This window comes from Turicibacter sp. GALT-G1, from assembly GCF_025594995.1.
GTDB classification, from domain to species: Bacteria; Bacillota_I; Bacilli_A; order MOL361; family Turicibacteraceae; genus Turicibacter; species Turicibacter bilis.
Map to the genome: position 1 here is coordinate 12,606 of NZ_JAMQUS010000054.1, position 16,765 is coordinate 29,370.

The 16,765-nt window shown below is 35.3% G+C and carries 12 protein-coding genes; all 12 read left to right on the plus strand.

Going from position 1 to position 16,765, the window contains the following annotated elements; all coding sequences use genetic code 11:
• Positions 1 to 17: 17 nt before the first annotated feature.
• A complete protein-coding gene (gene truB / locus NEH74_RS09485; protein ID WP_055244406.1) occupies positions 18 to 917 on the plus strand; it encodes a tRNA pseudouridine(55) synthase TruB in 900 nt (299 codons plus the stop codon).
• A gap of 12 nt (positions 918 to 929) precedes the next feature.
• Positions 930 to 1,856: a bifunctional riboflavin kinase/FAD synthetase gene (locus NEH74_RS09490; RefSeq protein ID WP_055244408.1), complete on the plus strand. Its 927-nt coding sequence runs from the start codon at positions 930 to 932 to the stop codon at positions 1,854 to 1,856.
• A gap of 107 nt (positions 1,857 to 1,963) precedes the next feature.
• The gene (gene rpsO, locus NEH74_RS09495; RefSeq protein ID WP_055244410.1) at positions 1,964 to 2,233 is read left to right on the plus strand and encodes a 30S ribosomal protein S15; all 270 of its coding nucleotides are present in this window, start codon (positions 1,964 to 1,966) and stop codon (positions 2,231 to 2,233) included.
• Between the two features lie 251 nt (positions 2,234 to 2,484).
• Positions 2,485 to 4,593 (plus strand): polyribonucleotide nucleotidyltransferase, encoded by a 2,109-nt coding sequence (gene pnp / locus NEH74_RS09500; protein ID WP_055304687.1) that lies wholly within the window; start codon positions 2,485 to 2,487, stop codon positions 4,591 to 4,593.
• A 394-nt stretch (positions 4,594 to 4,987) separates the two neighbouring features.
• Positions 4,988 to 5,920 (plus strand): polysaccharide deacetylase family protein, encoded by a 933-nt coding sequence (locus NEH74_RS09505; protein ID WP_055244906.1) that lies wholly within the window; start codon positions 4,988 to 4,990, stop codon positions 5,918 to 5,920.
• A 134-nt stretch (positions 5,921 to 6,054) separates the two neighbouring features.
• Complete coding sequence (locus NEH74_RS09510) at positions 6,055 to 6,891, plus strand: hypothetical protein (protein WP_055276544.1); 837 nt, start codon at positions 6,055 to 6,057, stop codon at positions 6,889 to 6,891.
• The gene (locus tag NEH74_RS09515; protein WP_055304689.1) at positions 6,891 to 7,928 is read left to right on the plus strand and encodes an aspartate-semialdehyde dehydrogenase; all 1,038 of its coding nucleotides are present in this window, start codon (positions 6,891 to 6,893) and stop codon (positions 7,926 to 7,928) included. The genes NEH74_RS09510 and NEH74_RS09515 overlap by 1 nt, the downstream gene beginning before the upstream one ends.
• Position 7,929: 1 nt before the next feature.
• Positions 7,930 to 8,967 carry an aspartate kinase gene (locus NEH74_RS09520; RefSeq protein ID WP_055304691.1) on the plus strand — a complete coding sequence of 346 codons (1,038 nt, stop codon included), beginning with the start codon at positions 7,930 to 7,932 and terminating at the stop codon, positions 8,965 to 8,967.
• An 18-nt stretch (positions 8,968 to 8,985) separates the two neighbouring features.
• On the plus strand, positions 8,986 to 9,867 hold the full coding sequence (dapA, locus tag NEH74_RS09525; protein WP_055304692.1) for a 4-hydroxy-tetrahydrodipicolinate synthase: 882 nt from the start codon (positions 8,986 to 8,988) through the stop codon (positions 9,865 to 9,867).
• An 853-nt stretch (positions 9,868 to 10,720) separates the two neighbouring features.
• Positions 10,721 to 12,409 (plus strand): ribonuclease J, encoded by a 1,689-nt coding sequence (locus NEH74_RS09530; protein ID WP_238581206.1) that lies wholly within the window; start codon positions 10,721 to 10,723, stop codon positions 12,407 to 12,409.
• 127 nt (positions 12,410 to 12,536) lie between these two features.
• Complete coding sequence (locus tag NEH74_RS09535; protein WP_055304694.1) at positions 12,537 to 14,816, plus strand: FtsK/SpoIIIE family DNA translocase; 2,280 nt, start codon at positions 12,537 to 12,539, stop codon at positions 14,814 to 14,816.
• A 457-nt stretch (positions 14,817 to 15,273) separates the two neighbouring features.
• Positions 15,274 to 16,395: a BMP family protein gene (locus tag NEH74_RS09540; RefSeq protein WP_055304696.1), complete on the plus strand. Its 1,122-nt coding sequence runs from the start codon at positions 15,274 to 15,276 to the stop codon at positions 16,393 to 16,395.
• The last annotated feature ends 370 nt before the right edge of the window (positions 16,396 to 16,765 follow it).

The window sequence follows — 16,765 nt, forward strand, 5'->3', positions numbered from 1 at the left end:
AAGTGATGAGGTGAATTATGGACGGGGTATTGTTACTAGATAAGCCGGCAGGAATGACATCGCATGATTGTGTCAATATTGTCCGTAAAGTGTTGAAAACGAAAAAGGTTGGGCATACCGGAACGCTTGATCCAAGTGTAACAGGTGTTTTACCGATTTGTGTCGGACGTGCCACGAAGATTTCGCAGTTTTTAACAGCAAATGAAAAAGAATATTTAGGTGAAGTTACAATCGGTTTTTCAACGACCACTGAAGATGCTGATGGTGAATTAGTTGAAGAAAAACGAGTCGACCGTACGATAACGAAGGAAGAAGTGGAAGCAGTTTTAAAAAGTATGCTCGGAAGTAGTATTCAAGTCCCACCGATGTATTCAGCAGTTAAGGTTAATGGTAAAAAGCTATACGAATACGCACGTGCTGGACTTGAAGTTGAGCGTCCACGTCGTGAGGTCACGATTTATGAATTAGAACTATTAGGCGACGTTCATCAAAGTGAAGATGGATTAGTTAAATTTAGTTTCCGTGTCAAAGGAAGTAAGGGATTATTCGTTCGCACCGTAGCTGTAACGATTGGAGAAAAGCTTGGATATCCAGCACATATGTCTCATTTAAGGCGTATTGCTTCAGGTGTTTTTAATATTTCTGATTGCTTAAGTTTAGAGGCTTTCAAAGAAAAGGCTGAATCGAATACATTAACTTTGTTGACATTAGAACAGGCAATGGCAGATTTCCCATCGGTTGTGGTCGATTCTTGGGTTGAAAAACTAGTACGAAATGGCGTACAATTATATCCGAAACAAGTTAATCATGTCACAGTGTCTCCAGTGGCACTTTATAGTCAAAGTGGACAATGTTTAGCAGTATATGAAAAGCACCCAACTAATGATGTCTATCGATCAATGAGGGGCTTCTTTTAGGAAGTGATTGAGATGGAAGTTATACATTTAAATTTAAGTAAAAAATTGGATCAACCGATTGCTGTCGCCTTAGGTTACTTTGATGGGCTACATCTTGGGCATCAAGCGGTGATTAAAGAAGTAGTAGATTATGCGAAGGCTCATCAAATGCGAAGTGCCGTGATGACCTTTTCTCCCAGTCCGAATATCTTTTTAAAGAAATTAGACAGCGAACGTTTATTAACACCTTATCAAGAAAAAGTAAGCCGCTTAACTGAATTAGGTGTGGATGAATTGATTATTTTACCATTTAATGAAACGTTAGCAAATATGAGAGCGATTGATTTCGTTGAACGTTATCTCATTCAGTATGGGGTAGCACATGTCTCAACAGGATTTGATTTCCGATTCGGACGAATGGGGGAAGGTGAGGTGGAATTATTGGGAGGTTACTCAGATCGATTTAGCTTAAATATCACCCCTAAATATGAATTAGAACAAGAGAAAATAGGAGCCACTGAAATTAAGCGTTATTTAGCAGATGGAAATATTAAAAAAGTGACACAAATGCTGGGTCGACCGTATCGTATCCACGGAATGGTTGTGAGCGGTCAACAACGAGGGCGTCAAATTGGTTTTCCAACGGCTAATCTTCAGTTAAGTGAAGACTATGTGATTCCTAAAAAAGGTGTTTATGCAGTTGAGGTTGAAATTGAAGGACAACGTTATGTGGGAATGTGTAATATTGGTCATAATCCAACGTTTAACTTTAATGATCAAGTTTCAATTGAAACGTATATTCTAGATTTTAGTGAGGATATTTATGGCAAAGAGATGACGCTTGATTTTTGTGAGTATTTACGAGAGGAAAAGCGTTTTGGTTCCATTGCAGAACTGATGAAGCAATTAGAGGCTGATCATCAATATGTCAGAAGTTATTTTAAATTAAACTTGAATTAATTAAAAAGTATGATACAATTAAACATGTCCTTATTCTATGCTTTTAGCTCCTCCAGCGATTGGCTTGGATTGAGGCGTATTTATCAGAATTATAGGAGGTAATAGTAATGGCTATTTCTAAAGTAGAAAAACAAGAAATCATCAAAGCTTATGCAGTACACGAAGGAGATACAGGTTCTCCAGAAGTACAAGTTGCAGTTTTAACTGCTGAAATCAATCGTTTAAACGATCACTTAAAACAACACAAACATGACCATCATTCACGCCGTGGATTATTACGCATGGTTGGTAAACGTCGTAACTTATTAACTTACTTACGTAACAAAGATATCAACCGTTATGCTTCATTAATCGAGCGTTTAGGATTACGTCGCTAATTAAAAAGAACCTTCATTTGAAGGTTCTTTTTTTTATTGCTCTTTCAGATGAAGGCTGATAATTCTTGTTGAGAGTGCTTATAATAAGGATGTCAGGTGATAAAATAAAGAAAAAGGTTATTTTTAAGCAAAATTTTAGTGAAGTTGCCAAATTAGGTATGAATATGAAAAAAATTATTTCTTTAAATTATTTGCTTATGGTATGATAGAAAAGAATAAATATAAATGTAGAAAATGAAGGAGTAATATATATGTCAGATAAACACGTTTATTCGTTTGAGTTAGCTGGCCGTCCATTAACTTTTGAGATTGGTGAGTTAGCAAAGCAAGCGAATGCTTCGGTTTTAGTACGTTATGGTGATACAGTTGTTTTATCAACATGTGTTGCTTCAAAAGAACCTAAAGATATAGATTTTTTCCCATTAACAATTGGATATGAAGAACGTCTTTATGCCGTAGGTAAAGTACCTGGTGGATTTATTAAACGTGAGGGGCGTCCAAGTGAACATGCGATTTTAGCAGGTCGTTTAATTGACCGTCCTATTCGTCCATTATTCCCTGATGGATTCCGTAATGATGTACAAGTCATCAACTATGTCATGAGTGTGGATCATAATAACTCACCAGAAGTATCAGCGATGATTGGATCATCATTATCTTTATCTATTTCAGATATTCCGTTTGAAGGACCAATTGCTGGGGTCATTGTAGGTCGTGTCAATGGAGAATTCGTGCTAAACCCAACGGTTGAGCAATTAGAAAATTCAGATATCGATTTAACAGTAGCTGGAACAAAAGATGCAGTCAACATGGTTGAAGCTGGAGCAAAAGAAGTTCCAGAAGAAGTGATGTTAGAAGCTATCATGTTCGGTCATGATGCTATCAAACAAATTATTGCCTTCCAAGAGCAAATTGTTGCTGAAATTGGAAAGGAAAAAATGGAATTAAACTTATATGAAATCGATGCAGACATTAATGCGCGTGTACGTGAAATGGCAGAAGCAGATATGTTAGCCGCTATTCAAGTAGTTGAAAAACATGCACGTCAAGAAGCGATTGATGCGGTAAATAAACGTGTGTTAGAAGTGTTTGAGGCAGAAGAGGTCACTGAAAAAGAATTAAAACAAGTTAAAGAAGTTTTAAATAAAATCGTTAAAGAAGAAGTACGCCGTTTAATCACAGATGAAAAAGTACGTCCGGATGGTCGTAAAATTGATGAGATTCGTCCATTATCATCTCGTGTCGATTTATTACCTCGTACACATGGATCAGCGTTATTCACACGTGGACAAACACAAGCCTTATCAATTTGTACATTAGGAGCTTTAAATGAGCACCAAATGTTAGATGGACTTGAAGTTGAAGAAACAAAACGCTTCATGCACCACTATAACTTCCCTCCATTCTCAGTTGGAGAAACGGGACGTTATGGAGCACCAGGTCGTCGTGAAGTTGGTCATGGGGCTTTAGGAGAGCGTGCGTTAAAACAAGTAATGCCATCTGAAAAAGAATTCCCATATACAGTGCGTTTAGTATCTGAGGTTTTAGAATCAAATGGTTCAACGTCTCAAGCTTCAATTTGTGCATCTACGATGGCATTAATGGCGGCTGGAGTTCCAATTAAAGCACCAGTTGCAGGGATTGCCATGGGGCTTGTTAAAAAAGGTGAAAATTATACGGTTTTAACTGATATCCAAGGGATGGAAGATCATTTAGGAGATATGGACTTCAAAGTAGCGGGAACAGCGCAAGGGGTTACTGCTTTACAAATGGATATCAAAATTGAAGGGTTAAGCCGTGAGATTTTAGAAGAGGCCCTTCAACAAGCTAAAGTTGGACGTATGCAAATCTTAAATCATATGTTAGGAACAATTGCTGAAACTCGTGAGGATTTATCAGCTTACGCTCCAAAAATTAAAGTGATGACAATTAAAGTGGATAAAATCCGTGATGTGATTGGACCTGGTGGAAAACAAATCAATGAAATCATTGATAAAACAGGGGTTAAAATTGATATTGAACAAGATGGAACAGTTTATATCTTACATGATAACACAGAAAATATTAATCAAGCGGTTGCGATGATTGAGGATATCGTTCGTGAGGTCGAAGTTGGTAAGATTTATTTAGGTAAAGTTGTTCGTATTGAAAAATTCGGTGCCTTTGTTGAAATCTTCCCTGGACAAGATGGATTAGTGCATATTTCTCAATTAGCAGAAGAACGTGTAGCTAAAACAGAAGATGTTGTGAATGTTGGAGATCAAATTCACGTTAAAGTAACGGAAATTGATGATCGTGGACGTGTGAATTTATCACGCAAAGAAGCGATGAAAGAACAAGCGGAGCAACAAGCAGAATAATAAAAACTCGCCAATGGCGAGTTTTTATTTTGGATTTATTTTAAGAAATTTTTGTATCATAAAATAGATAGATTCAAAAGAGTTGATGTTAATAGGATAAGGAGGATTATGAAGGTTGTGCTCTCCTGTTAGACAGGGACTGCTACTGATCCATAGGGGCATTTTAATAATAATATTTGAAGAGAGGATGATTTAGTTTTTTAATAAATGATAGATAAGGTATTCAATCTTTGGTCATGACTCCTCTAGCTTAAAATAGCATTTTTTTACAATTTATTAGATTTATGTCATAAAACATTAAAGTCAAATGATAAATTTGAGTAAAAAATGAATAAACTGATAGTAATCGTGGCACACTGTTAAAGATTAAATCGTATGACTAGAGGTGAAAGCTGTGAAGCAAAAGATAGGAGCAGTCTTAGGGATTGTTGCTTATGTCACACTGTTAATCGGTGTTAATTTTTATCATAAAGCCTATTCAGTTTCAAATATGAATGATGAAATTCATTTGAAGCTAGTTGAGTATATGGAAACTCATCGATTTGAAGCTGTTGAACCGAGAATAGATAGTGTTTGGGATTTTGTTCCTGGTCTAGTAGGTGCTGAAGTTGATTATGAGTTGTCTTATAATAAGATGTTGTTAAATGGAGAGTTTGATCCTTCACTCATTGTTTGTAAGAAAATTGATTATAAACAAGATCCTGAACAATTCCGTGAAAGACCTATCTATAAAGGAAATGAAGAAGGTCAGTACGTCTCTTTACTCATTAATGTGGCTTGGGGAGAAGAAGAGTTGGATAAAATGATGACGATTTTAGATCGTTTGGGAGTACGTGCAACATTTTTCTTTGAAGGTCGTTATGCAGAAAATCATAAGAATCAAGTGTTAAAACTTTATAATGATGGTCATCTAATAGGTAACCACTCTTACTCGCATCCTTCACGTTGGGGTGGATTTACTTATGATCAATACGTTGAGGAAATTAAAAAGACGAATGATGTTTTAAGTTCAATTATTAATGAACCTATTATTTATTTTGCCCCTCCAGCTGGAGAGTTTAATGATCGAACGTTAAAAGCTGCGTATGATCAAGGAATGTATTCAATTATGTGGACAGCAGATACGATCGATTGGATGGGAGGAAGTGCTGATGTTCTGATTAGTCGGGTGATGAAAAAATTAGAGCCGGGTGCTCTCATTTTAATGCATCCTAAACCAGAAACAGTCATTGCACTAGAACCAATGATTAATCAATTAAAAGAAAAAGGATATCAATTTAAAACTGTTGATGAAATAGTTCAAGGAACTAGGCCAGAATGTAGTTAATTAAAATTAAAAGCAACTCTTTTTAAATGAAGAGTTGCTTTTTTTATTGCCGAAGTATCACAGCGATATATGTCACCAGACCTTTCTCGTTTTCATAAAATACTACGTAAGTAGATAGGAGGTAGGTGGTTATTATGATATTGATCATAAACAATGATAAGCGGATGAATTATTTGTCTGAGTACATCCGTGATAGTGGGTTAGATCTTGTTCAGTATTATCGTGATTCAGTGAGCTTTGATTTTCATATTTTAAAGGAAACGCATTATTTTATTTTGCCTTTTGGTGGAATTAGTGAAAGTGGACAAATTGCAAATACTCATTTACGTTTAACAGAAGAAGTTTTATTAAGTTTACCAGAAGATTGTGTGATTTTTACGCCGATTCGATATCCTAAATTAATGGCATTGTTAAAGTCTGTTCCAAGAAAATGTGAAGTTATTTTTGATTATGATGAAGTCGCAATTTATAACTCTATTCCTACAGCGGAAGGAGTGATTTATAACATCATTAAAAATACAGATATTACAATTCATCAAGCAGAGATTTTAGTGATTGGATCAGGTCGAACTTCATTAACGATTGCAAGAGATTTAAAAGCGTTAGGTGCATATGTGAGTGTAACCTTCAGAAAGAAAAAAGATGAAGCCCGATTATTTGAAATGGGATTGCATCCGATTCATATTGACTTGATGGTTGAAGATTTACATCATTATGATGTGATTGTAAATACTGTACCTGCGATGGTACTTGATGAAAAAGCCTTGAACCATGTGAGAAAAGATTGTTACATCATGGATGTGAGTAGTAAACCAGGTGGTGTTGATTTTGACTATGCGAAACAATTAGGGATTCAATCAGAATTAGCCGGTTCATTACCTAGTATTGTCGCTCCAAAAACAGCTGCTTATTATTTGTTTCGCTTTGTGAGAGATTACATCGCCTTAAATGAAAAAAAGGGGAGATTGTGATGAATCAACATGGATATGCGGTCGCAATCGTTGGGGCAAGTGGTGAGGTTGGCAGAAGTATGATTGAAACACTAGAGCGTTATCCTATTCCAGTCTCTTCCTTACGTTTACTCGCCTCCAAACGATCGGCAGGAAAAACTCTCTTGTTTAAAAAGGAACCAATTGTAATTGAGGAGTTATCAGAAGATTCATTCGAAGGCATTGATTTAGCGTTTTTTAGTGCGGGTGGGAGTGTATCATTAAAGTATGCTCCAATTGCCGTGTCAAAAGGTGCAGTTGTCATTGATAATACGAGTGCTTTCCGTATGGATCCAACGATTCCATTAGTCGTTCCTGAAGTAAATGCTCATGTCTTATCCAAAAATACGCCATTAATTGCGAACCCAAATTGTTCAACTATTCAATTAGTGGTGGCACTTAAACCATTAATTGAAGCCTATGGGATTGAATCGGTTAATGTTTCAACATATCAAGCGATTTCAGGAGCGGGAGCTAAAGCCTTATATGAGTATGAGCAAGAATTAAGTGACGAGTCTTATGAGCCACAGATTTTACCTACGCGTTCAGATAAAATTTATTATCAAATTGCCCATAATGTCATTCCACAAATTGATGTCTTCTTGTCATCAGGTTATACGAAAGAAGAAATCAAAATGATCAATGAAACACAAAAAATATTAGATGATTATGAGCTAAAAGTGAATGCGACTTGTGTTCGAGTTCCTGTTCGGTATGGTCATAGTGTCTCAGTGACAGTTAAGTTGAAAAAACCAGTTAACGATCGAGAAGAAATTATTGAGGTATTTAAGCAAAGTCCTGATGTCATCTTACGTGATAATATTTTACATCAAGAATATCCAATGCCTTCGTATTTAGCTCATCAAGATGAGGTGTTTGTTGGACGTGTTCGAAAAGATTTATTTGAGGAAAATGTTGTTCATTTTTGGGTCGTTGCTGATAATATCTTAAAAGGAGCCGCCTTAAATAGTGTGCAAATTGCTTATTATATGCATCGTCATGGATTGTTAGGTGATTAAAATGGATATTGTAGTTATGAAATTTGGTGGAACCTCAGTACGGGATCAAGCAACAAGATTTCAAGCATTTAAGCATATTCGGCGTGAGGTAAGTGCAGGGTACAAAGTTGTAGTTGTTGTATCAGCAATGGGTAGAAGCGGGGAGCCATACGCCACTGATACGTTAAAGGAACTTGTGACTTATCATGTGTCTAAGCGTGAAAATGATCGTCTACTTTCATGTGGAGAAATTATTTCGAGTATTGTGATGTCTGACTTTTTACAACAACAAGGGTTAAACGTCACTTCTTTAGCTCCAGATGAAGTAGGGATTAAAACTGATAATAATTATAGTAATGCTAATATTATTACCATTGAAACGAGTAAAATAGTTTCTTTATTTAATGAATATGATGTGTTAGTTGCCCCGGGATTTTTAGGCACAACATTAGAAGGGCATATTACCACACTCGGACGAGGAGGGAGTGACACGTCAGCTGTTGCCTTAGGGGGTGCCTTAAAGGCGAGTTATGTTGATATTTACTCCGATGTTGAAGGGGTCATGACCGCTGATCCGAAATTAGTGAAAAATGCACGTGTCTTAGAGAAAATTAGTTATGATAATTTGATTGCGCTTGCTGCAAGAGGAGCAAAAGTTATTCATTTAAAAGCCGTCGAGTTAGCTAAAAAAAATCATGTCAATTTACGTTTGCGTTCCACAACGGCTGATCATATTGGAACTTATGTCGTTGATGAGGAGGTGAATACCTTAAGCTTGACGTATAAATCAGGATATACTCGTTATGAAATTTTAGGGCTAAATTGCCCCATTAATTGTGAGTTATTAATTAAACAAGGGGCGTATTGGTATGCACAAGTTCATGATGAAGAAGCAGTTGAACATTACTTGAAAGAAAACGAATTAGAATTCATTAAAAATGAAAATTATGTTCGTGTGAGCTGGATGAATCAACAAAGAACACCGGTTGAACTAACCTTCTACGTCGATGCTTTGAAGCTTGAGGATACATTAAACTTTTTACATTATAATTTAATTTAAGTAAAGGATGTGAGAGTTATGAAAAGTTTTGGTCCGGTTATTACGGCGATGGTAACCCCATTTGATGAATATAATCAACTAAACATTAGTAGTTTACGAAAGTTGATTATTCATTTATTAAAACACGGATCAACGAGTTTAGTGATTACGGGAACAACGGGAGAGGCGCCTACTTTAACAGCGATTGAGCGCTTAAGAATTTGGGAAACAGCAGTTGATTTTGCGGGTGGAACTGTTCCGATTATTACAGGTGTAGGAACGAATAATACAAAAACAACGATTCATAATGTGAAATTAGCTGAAGAAATTGGTGCAGATGCGGTGTTGGTGGTGACTCCTTATTATAATAAGCCGAATCAGGTTGGATTGATGACACATTTTAAAGAAATTGCTAATTCAACTGATTTGCCGATTCTTTTATATAACATCCCTTCACGGACGGGCGTTAGCTTAACGTTAGAAAGTATTTTAGAATTAGCAGAAATCAAAAATATTGTTGGGATTAAAGATTCTAGTGGAGATTTAAACTTATTAAAAGCGTTAAAAGAACAAGCCCCTGATCACTTCTGTCTCTATAGTGGGGATGATTCTAATTATTTGGAAACAATCAAACTAGGAGGCGATGGCGTAATCTCAGTTGCTTCACATGTTGCTGGCTTACAAATGAATCAAATTTATCAGCTTTATCAAAAAGGTAAAGTTGAAGAAGCTGAAGCTTTGAATGAGAAGTTAAAGCCTCTTTATAAAGGATTGTTCTGTACAACCAACCCAATTCCAATTAAGGCGATATTAAATCAACTTGGAATGGAGGTTGGAGGACTTCGACTTCCGCTAGTTGAGATGGATCAATTTGAAACTCTAGAACTTTTTAATGAACTTAGAGGACTATTAGATGAATAAACATGTAAAAAACATCTGTTCTGTTGAATGGCAGATGTTTTTTTTATATGATGAAAAGATTTAAAGCCCTATCATCAGAGGATATATTTTCTTGGCAAATGCCAGGGAAGCCAGTATCCAATCGATTGACAAACTAAAATTGAATCTAAATTTTAAAATACATCTCTGTTTTTATATAGACTTTATTTTCGATAGTTTGTCTAAAAAAAAGACGGTAACACTTGTCAGTTACTGACGTGATGTACTATAATGATTGTAGAAGATAAACATTTTCCTTTTTATACGAATGAAGGTTAGGTTCTCTATCTTTTTTAGTTAGTTAAAGAGAACAATCCTTAAGTTGATAATTAACACATATTGAATGGTATCTTTTCCTGATTAGTTTAAGCTTTAGTTTTGCAAAACGAGGAACGTTTTGATAGATTAGTCGTCATTGTTTTTTAGAAAGTGAACATTAAGGACGTATGTAATAATGCGTGACGTCGAATGATAAATAGGACAACATAAATTTTATGTTTATTGACACTAACTCATGCTCATTTATTTTTAAAATCAAATTTGTATCCGTATCATTTAATAAATAAAACGATCAATTTGGAATGAGAAATCAAAGTTTAATGAAGAGAAGAACCGTTCAAAAAAAGGAAACCTATAAACTCATGATAAAAAGTAAGGGGTATCTTACCTTTTATATCATTGATATGAAAATGACATAGTGAGTCAGATTGTGACTAATTAGGTTACAGTGAGAAACTTTTAAGTTAAAAAATTAAATTAAAGGAGGTGAATCGTTGTCAACTGACGTAACCAGTGAAACGAAATTTTGTTTCATATCATTGACAACGATAAGAATGTGGCATCAGTAGTAGAACAAAAAATTAAAGTATTTGCTTTAGGTGGACTCGATGAAAATGGGAAAAACTTATATGTAGTAGAAGTTAATGATAAAATCTTTATTTTAGATGCAGGGTTAAAATATCCAACGGAAGATTTATTAGGGGTTGATGCCGTCATCCCAGATTTCACTTATTTAAAAGAGAACGCTTCTCGCATTCAAGGGGTCTTTTTATCACATGGTCATGAAGATCATATTGGCGCTATTCCTCAATTATTGAGTATTATTAATGTTCCAGTCTATGGAACACGCTTAACGATGTCTTTAGTAGAAGATTCATTAACGGAGAATGGACTAGATTTTAAACAATATAAACTTTATAAAATCCGTGAAAATAATGAATTATTCTTTGGAGAGATTAAAGTAACCTTCTTTAAAACCACTCATAGTATTCCAGATTCAGTAGCGATTTGTATTCATACAACTGACGGAGTGATTGTCTATACTTCTGATTTTACGTTTGATCAAAGTGCAAAGGGTCGCTATCAAACAAATTATGCACGTATTTCAGAAATTTCAAAAGAAGGTGTTCTTTGCTTATTGTCAGAAAGTATCAATGCTGAAAAAGCTGGACATACAAGTACGGGAACCTCACTTCAGTATGAGTTAGATGAAGTTTTCTCTCGTGCGAGTGGGCGTATTATTTGTTCATTATACTCTTCAGATTTACATCGAATTCAGTTAGTCATTGACTTAGCTGTTCAATATAAACGTAAGATTGCCATTATTGGACGTAAAATGCAACGTATTGTCGATATTGCAGTAAAATTAGGATACTTACGTATTCCAAAATCAATGTTAATGAACTTATTATATATTGATGAGAAAAATGATAATAACTTATCAAATTTAGTCGTATTAGCGACAGGTAATCGTTATGAGCCATTTAATTCATTAATTCGTATGGCTAAACATCAAGACCGTTTAATTCATATCGAAAAAACAGATACAGTCATTATAGCGACACCGCCAATTCCAGGGAATGAGATTAAAGCGGCACGTACGATTGATATGTTATATCGCACAGGAGCACAAGTTTGTGTGATTAATAAAAATCTATTACCATCGTCACATGCAAGTAGTGAAGATTTGAAGTTAATGATGAATTTATTAAAACCACAGTACGTTATGCCGGTTATTGGGGAATATCGCAATTTAGTGGCTCATGCGAAAGTAGCAGAGCAAATGGGATATCATTCAGAGAACATTATTTTATTAGATAATGGTGATGTCGTTGAGTTCCAACAAGGGGAACTAGTGAACCATACAGAACATATTCAAATTGATCAAGTATTAGTGGACGGATTAGGTGTTGGTGACATTGGAAGTGTTGTCTTACGTGATCGTCAACTCATGGCAAATGACGGAATTATCGTTGTGATTGCTAACTTAAATAAAAATACAAAAGAAATTGTAGCGGGACCACAAATCGTAAGTAAAGGATTTGTTTACGAAAAAGGAAATGAAGAATTATATAAATTATTAGATGAATTAGTTCGTAACATTATTGGTCAATTCGTGACAGAACAGTATGTTAACTGGCAAGGATTACGTCAAGAGTTACGTGATAAAGTTGGAAAATTATTATTTAATAAAACGAAACGCAAACCTATTATCATTCCTATTGTTGAAGAGTTTAATTTATAATATTTAGAAAACTATCTCTCAGATCGAGAGGTAGTTTTTTTGTGAGAAGAAGTCAGAATAATAATGGAAAAAAATGAATTTTATGAGATAATAGTTACATTAACATTGAAATGATAGAGGTATGAATATGGCAAGCAAAAAGAAAGTTAAACATAAAAAACAAACTATTTTAAATGATTTATATTTAGAGTTGATTGGAATTGTCTTAGTGTTACTAGCTATTTTGATGCTTGGTCAGCTGGGGTTAATTGGAACGTTTTTTAAGCAAGTCGGATTATTTGTCTTTGGAGAGTTCTTTTGGCTCATTGCCATTGCGATGGTTGTAAATGGCGGCCGTATGATCGTTAAACGTCAAATTCCAACTTTCTTTAGTGCAAAGCAGATTGGTTGGTATTTAGTGTTTATTTCACTAATTGTTTTTAGTCATCTTCCGGTATACCGAGAGTTTAATGCCCATGATATTGCATTACTTGGAGGGATGTGGAATTACTATTTTTCGAACGATCTTTTAAATTCGTCATTTACAGTCGGAGGTGGGTTGATTGGAGCTGTGATTTATGGAGTATTAGTTCCATTAATTACGTCCATTGGTTTGTATGCGGTAGCTTTATTAGTCCTTTGTTATGGAACTTTACTCATCTGTAATTTAACTTTTAAAGACTTATACGAGGGAATCAAAGATTATCAGATGAAGCAGCGTCAAGAGCAGGCCTCGAAAAAGAAAAGTGTTAAAGCTAAAAAAATTCGTCAACGCCAGGAAGTTCAGGAAGAGGAACCTGATCATGCGACAGTCGTGACCTTACTTAATGAAACAGTAGATGAGGAAGCAATTGAAATTGAAGAAGTAGAAGAACTCATAGATGAAGGAAATGAATTTAAAATTAAAGAGTTTGATAAGCAGCCTCCTCATGAAGTGAGTGAGCCTGTCATTGAGATGGATTCACCTGTTTTAAATGATGAAAACTATATTTTGCCACCGCTTGACTTATTGGTTGATTATCAACAAACGAATAATTCACAACGATTGCTTGTTAGTGCAAAGGCCCAAGCTAGAAAATTAGAGGATACGTTCAAAAACTTTGATGTCAAGGCAAAGGTACAGGAGGTTCATATTGGCCCTGCCGTCACAAGGTTTGAAATCTTACCGAATGTCGGAGTTAAGGTCAGTAAAATCTTAAACTTAACGGATGATATCGCCTTAGCTTTAGCTGCAAAAGGAATTCGAATTGAAGCTCCGATTCCAGGGAAATCAGCGATTGGAATTGAGGTGCCAAATCCAAAGCAAACGCTGGTTACTTTTAAAGAGATTGTAAAAGAAGTCCCTCAAAAACAACAAAAAGAAAAATTATTAATGGTATTAGGGCGAGATATTTCAGGGAAAACGGTCTATTCTCCATTAAATAAAATGCCGCACTTACTCGTTGCTGGGGCAACAGGTTCAGGAAAGTCGGTGTGTATTAATACGATTATTTGTAGTATTTTAATGCGTTCGACACCAAATGAGGTAAAGATGTTAATGATTGATCCGAAAAAAGTAGAGTTAAATGGTTATAATGGGATCCCCCATCTACTCGCACCGGTTGTAACGGATCCACGTCTAGCTTCATTAGCTTTGAAGAAAGTTGTTTCTGAGATGGAGTACCGTTATGAGTTATTTAGCGAAAGTGGAACACGTAATATCGAAGGTTATAATGAGTATGTGAAACAATATAATGAAACGCAAGAGAGTACTAAACCGTTGCTTCCATTTATTGTGGTTATTATTGATGAATTAGCTGATTTAATGATGGTGGCTTCAAAAGAAGTGGAAGAATGTATTATGCGTTTAACACAGATGGCGCGTGCCGCAGGGATTCATTTAATTATTGCAACGCAACGCCCTTCAGTAGATGTTATTACAGGAGTTATTAAAGCAAATATTCCATCACGTATTGCATTTGGGGTTTCATCGGCTGTTGATTCACGTACGATTATTGATATGCCAGGAGCTGAGAAATTACTCGGTAAAGGGGATATGCTATTTTTACCGATGGGAGCATCAAATCCAACTCGTGTTCAAGGAGCATTTATCTCAGATGATGAAGTCGTTCGAATCGTTGAATTTATTAAATCACAAGTTGAACCTGAAGAGGTGAAGCAAGACTTCTTAGAAAATATTGAGCAGGTACAAAATGAAGGACAAATGATGGAGGACCCGTTGATGAGAGAAGTACTGGCTTATATTATTGAAACGAAGAAAGTTTCCGCTTCTTTATTGCAGCGTCGATTTAGAATCGGGTATAATCGTGCAGCACGTATTGTGGATGATTTAGAATCAAGTGGATTAATTGGACCAAGTGAAGGGAGCAAACCGCGAGAGGTATTAATGACCGAAAGTCAGTATCATGAGATGGTAGCGAATTTATAAAGATATCGATACAAGCACCTTCCTATTGAAAAATCAACTTGTTCTGGATTAATCGGCACAGATTTAGTTAGTGATTAGAATCGTTAGAAATCGAGTATTCTAAAAATAAAAGAAGAGTCACACGTTATCCTCTACTAAAAGCAGTAAGAAGTTATGAAGAGAAATGAACGATTTGAGTGATAGTAGATAGCAGGAGATAATTTCACCTATGGAGATGGTTAAGACTAGTTGATAGAATTGCTTTTGTTAGGTGAATTTTTTAATGAAAATAGTTTTTATGCTTATTTAATAATAGAAAGTGAAAAAAAACTCATATCGTTTTAAAAAGTTCAAATAATAAAATTAGTCAATGAATGTAGTGTTTTTGTAAAAAAATGTAAATTTAATATATATGTTTACAAAACCACCTCTTTCTGATAGACTTATTCAAGGAAATTTTAGAACTAGGAGGACAACTATGAGAAAATTCACATCAATGTTAATCGTAACGATGGTTGCTATGATCGCTTTAGTAGCATGTAGTAGTGACAAGGGGGAATCAGGTTCGACAACTGGAACTGATAATGTAAACTTCAAAGTAGGAATGATGATCGACTCAGGAACAATTGATGATAAATCATTTAACCAAGGAACTTGGGAAGGAATTTTAGCTTATACAAAAGATCATAAAGGAGTTAAAGGGCAACACGTTCAGCCAAATGGTGAAACGACAGCTGATTATTTAAGTGCTGCAGATAACTTAATGATGGCTGGAAATAATGTAATTATTGCTCCAGGATTTAAGTTTGAAGAAGCCATCACTGAACTTCAAACAGCGAATCCAGAAGTTTCATTTGTGATTTTAGATGGAGAACCAGCGACAATGGCTGAGAATACAACAGCTATTTATTTCGCAGAACATGAAGCTGGATTCTTAGCAGGTGTGGCTGCAGCATTACAATCACAAACAGGAAAAGTTGGATTTATTGGTGGTATGAAAATTCCAGCTGTTGAACGTTTTGGATGGGGTTACTTAGCAGGTGTCGCTTATGCAAACGAAAATTATGCAACAAATGTAGAAGTAGTTGATTATCAATATCAAGGAACATTCTACGATGTTCAAGGTGGTCAAATGATGGCTGGTGGAATGTATGATAAAGGAATCGACATTATCTTCTCAGCAGCAGCTGCAGTTGGAAACGGAGTTATCAACGAAGCGAAGGCGCGTACTGAAGCGGGAGATAAAGTTTATGTCATCGGTGTTGATGTGGATCAATACGATGAAGGATTAATGAATGATGGAAGTTCTGTTGTTTTAACATCTGCTATTAAACGTATTGATGTTGCGGTTTATGATACATTAAAAGCTTACGGTGAAGGGAACTTCCCAGGTGGGCAAATTATTACAATGGATGCAAAAACTAATGGAGTTGGTTTACCAGAAACTAATCCTAACTTAACAACAGATACACAAGCGAAAGTTGATGAAACTTTAGCTGAAATTCAATCAGGTGCATTAGTTGTCCCAGTAACAGGCGAAGAATTAGATACATTCTTATCTGAGGTAGGATATCAAGCGAATACAATCAACTATAAATAATAATCAAAACTAACTATCTTAGGATAGTTAGTTTTTTTTGTTTAATTGGAGTTTGTTAATAACTATCATTAAGATAGGTTTGTATGTTTATGAGAATAGCCATGAGGTTAGTTATTTAAATTTGATTTTTTCGCGAAAAAAGATGGAACGTGAATGTTAGAAAAGTTGAATTTCAAAAGTGATTGGAGACATGTCCTCTGATGAGTAGGGCCCATTATTATCAAACATCCTATGATTTATATTTTGTGAGTAAGAATTAACAAGTATTTCTAATTTAAAAGGACAATTGGTTGGCTTGATATTAAATAGATCAAGCATTCATTAGTCATAAAAATTCAATAACTATTCTAGTGAAGAGAGGGGATTAAAA

What these genes read in the sequence shown, in the direction of transcription:
- rpsO (WP_055244410.1), top strand. Translation starts at nt 1,964, where the DNA reads ATGGCTATTTCTAAAGTAGAAAAACAAGAAATCATCAAAGCTTATGCA.
- NEH74_RS09515 (WP_055304689.1), top strand. Translation starts at nt 6,891, where the DNA reads ATGAATCAACATGGATATGCGGTCGCAATCGTTGGGGCAAGTGGTGAG.
- dapA (WP_055304692.1), top strand. Translation starts at nt 8,986, where the DNA reads ATGAAAAGTTTTGGTCCGGTTATTACGGCGATGGTAACCCCATTTGAT.
- NEH74_RS09540 (WP_055304696.1), top strand. Translation starts at nt 15,274, where the DNA reads ATGAGAAAATTCACATCAATGTTAATCGTAACGATGGTTGCTATGATC.
- NEH74_RS09490 (WP_055244408.1), top strand. Translation starts at nt 930, where the DNA reads ATGGAAGTTATACATTTAAATTTAAGTAAAAAATTGGATCAACCGATT.
- truB (WP_055244406.1), top strand. Translation starts at nt 18, where the DNA reads ATGGACGGGGTATTGTTACTAGATAAGCCGGCAGGAATGACATCGCAT.
- NEH74_RS09520 (WP_055304691.1), top strand. Translation starts at nt 7,930, where the DNA reads ATGGATATTGTAGTTATGAAATTTGGTGGAACCTCAGTACGGGATCAA.
- NEH74_RS09535 (WP_055304694.1), top strand. Translation starts at nt 12,537, where the DNA reads ATGGCAAGCAAAAAGAAAGTTAAACATAAAAAACAAACTATTTTAAAT.
- NEH74_RS09510 (WP_055276544.1), top strand. Translation starts at nt 6,055, where the DNA reads ATGATATTGATCATAAACAATGATAAGCGGATGAATTATTTGTCTGAG.
- pnp (WP_055304687.1), top strand. Translation starts at nt 2,485, where the DNA reads ATGTCAGATAAACACGTTTATTCGTTTGAGTTAGCTGGCCGTCCATTA.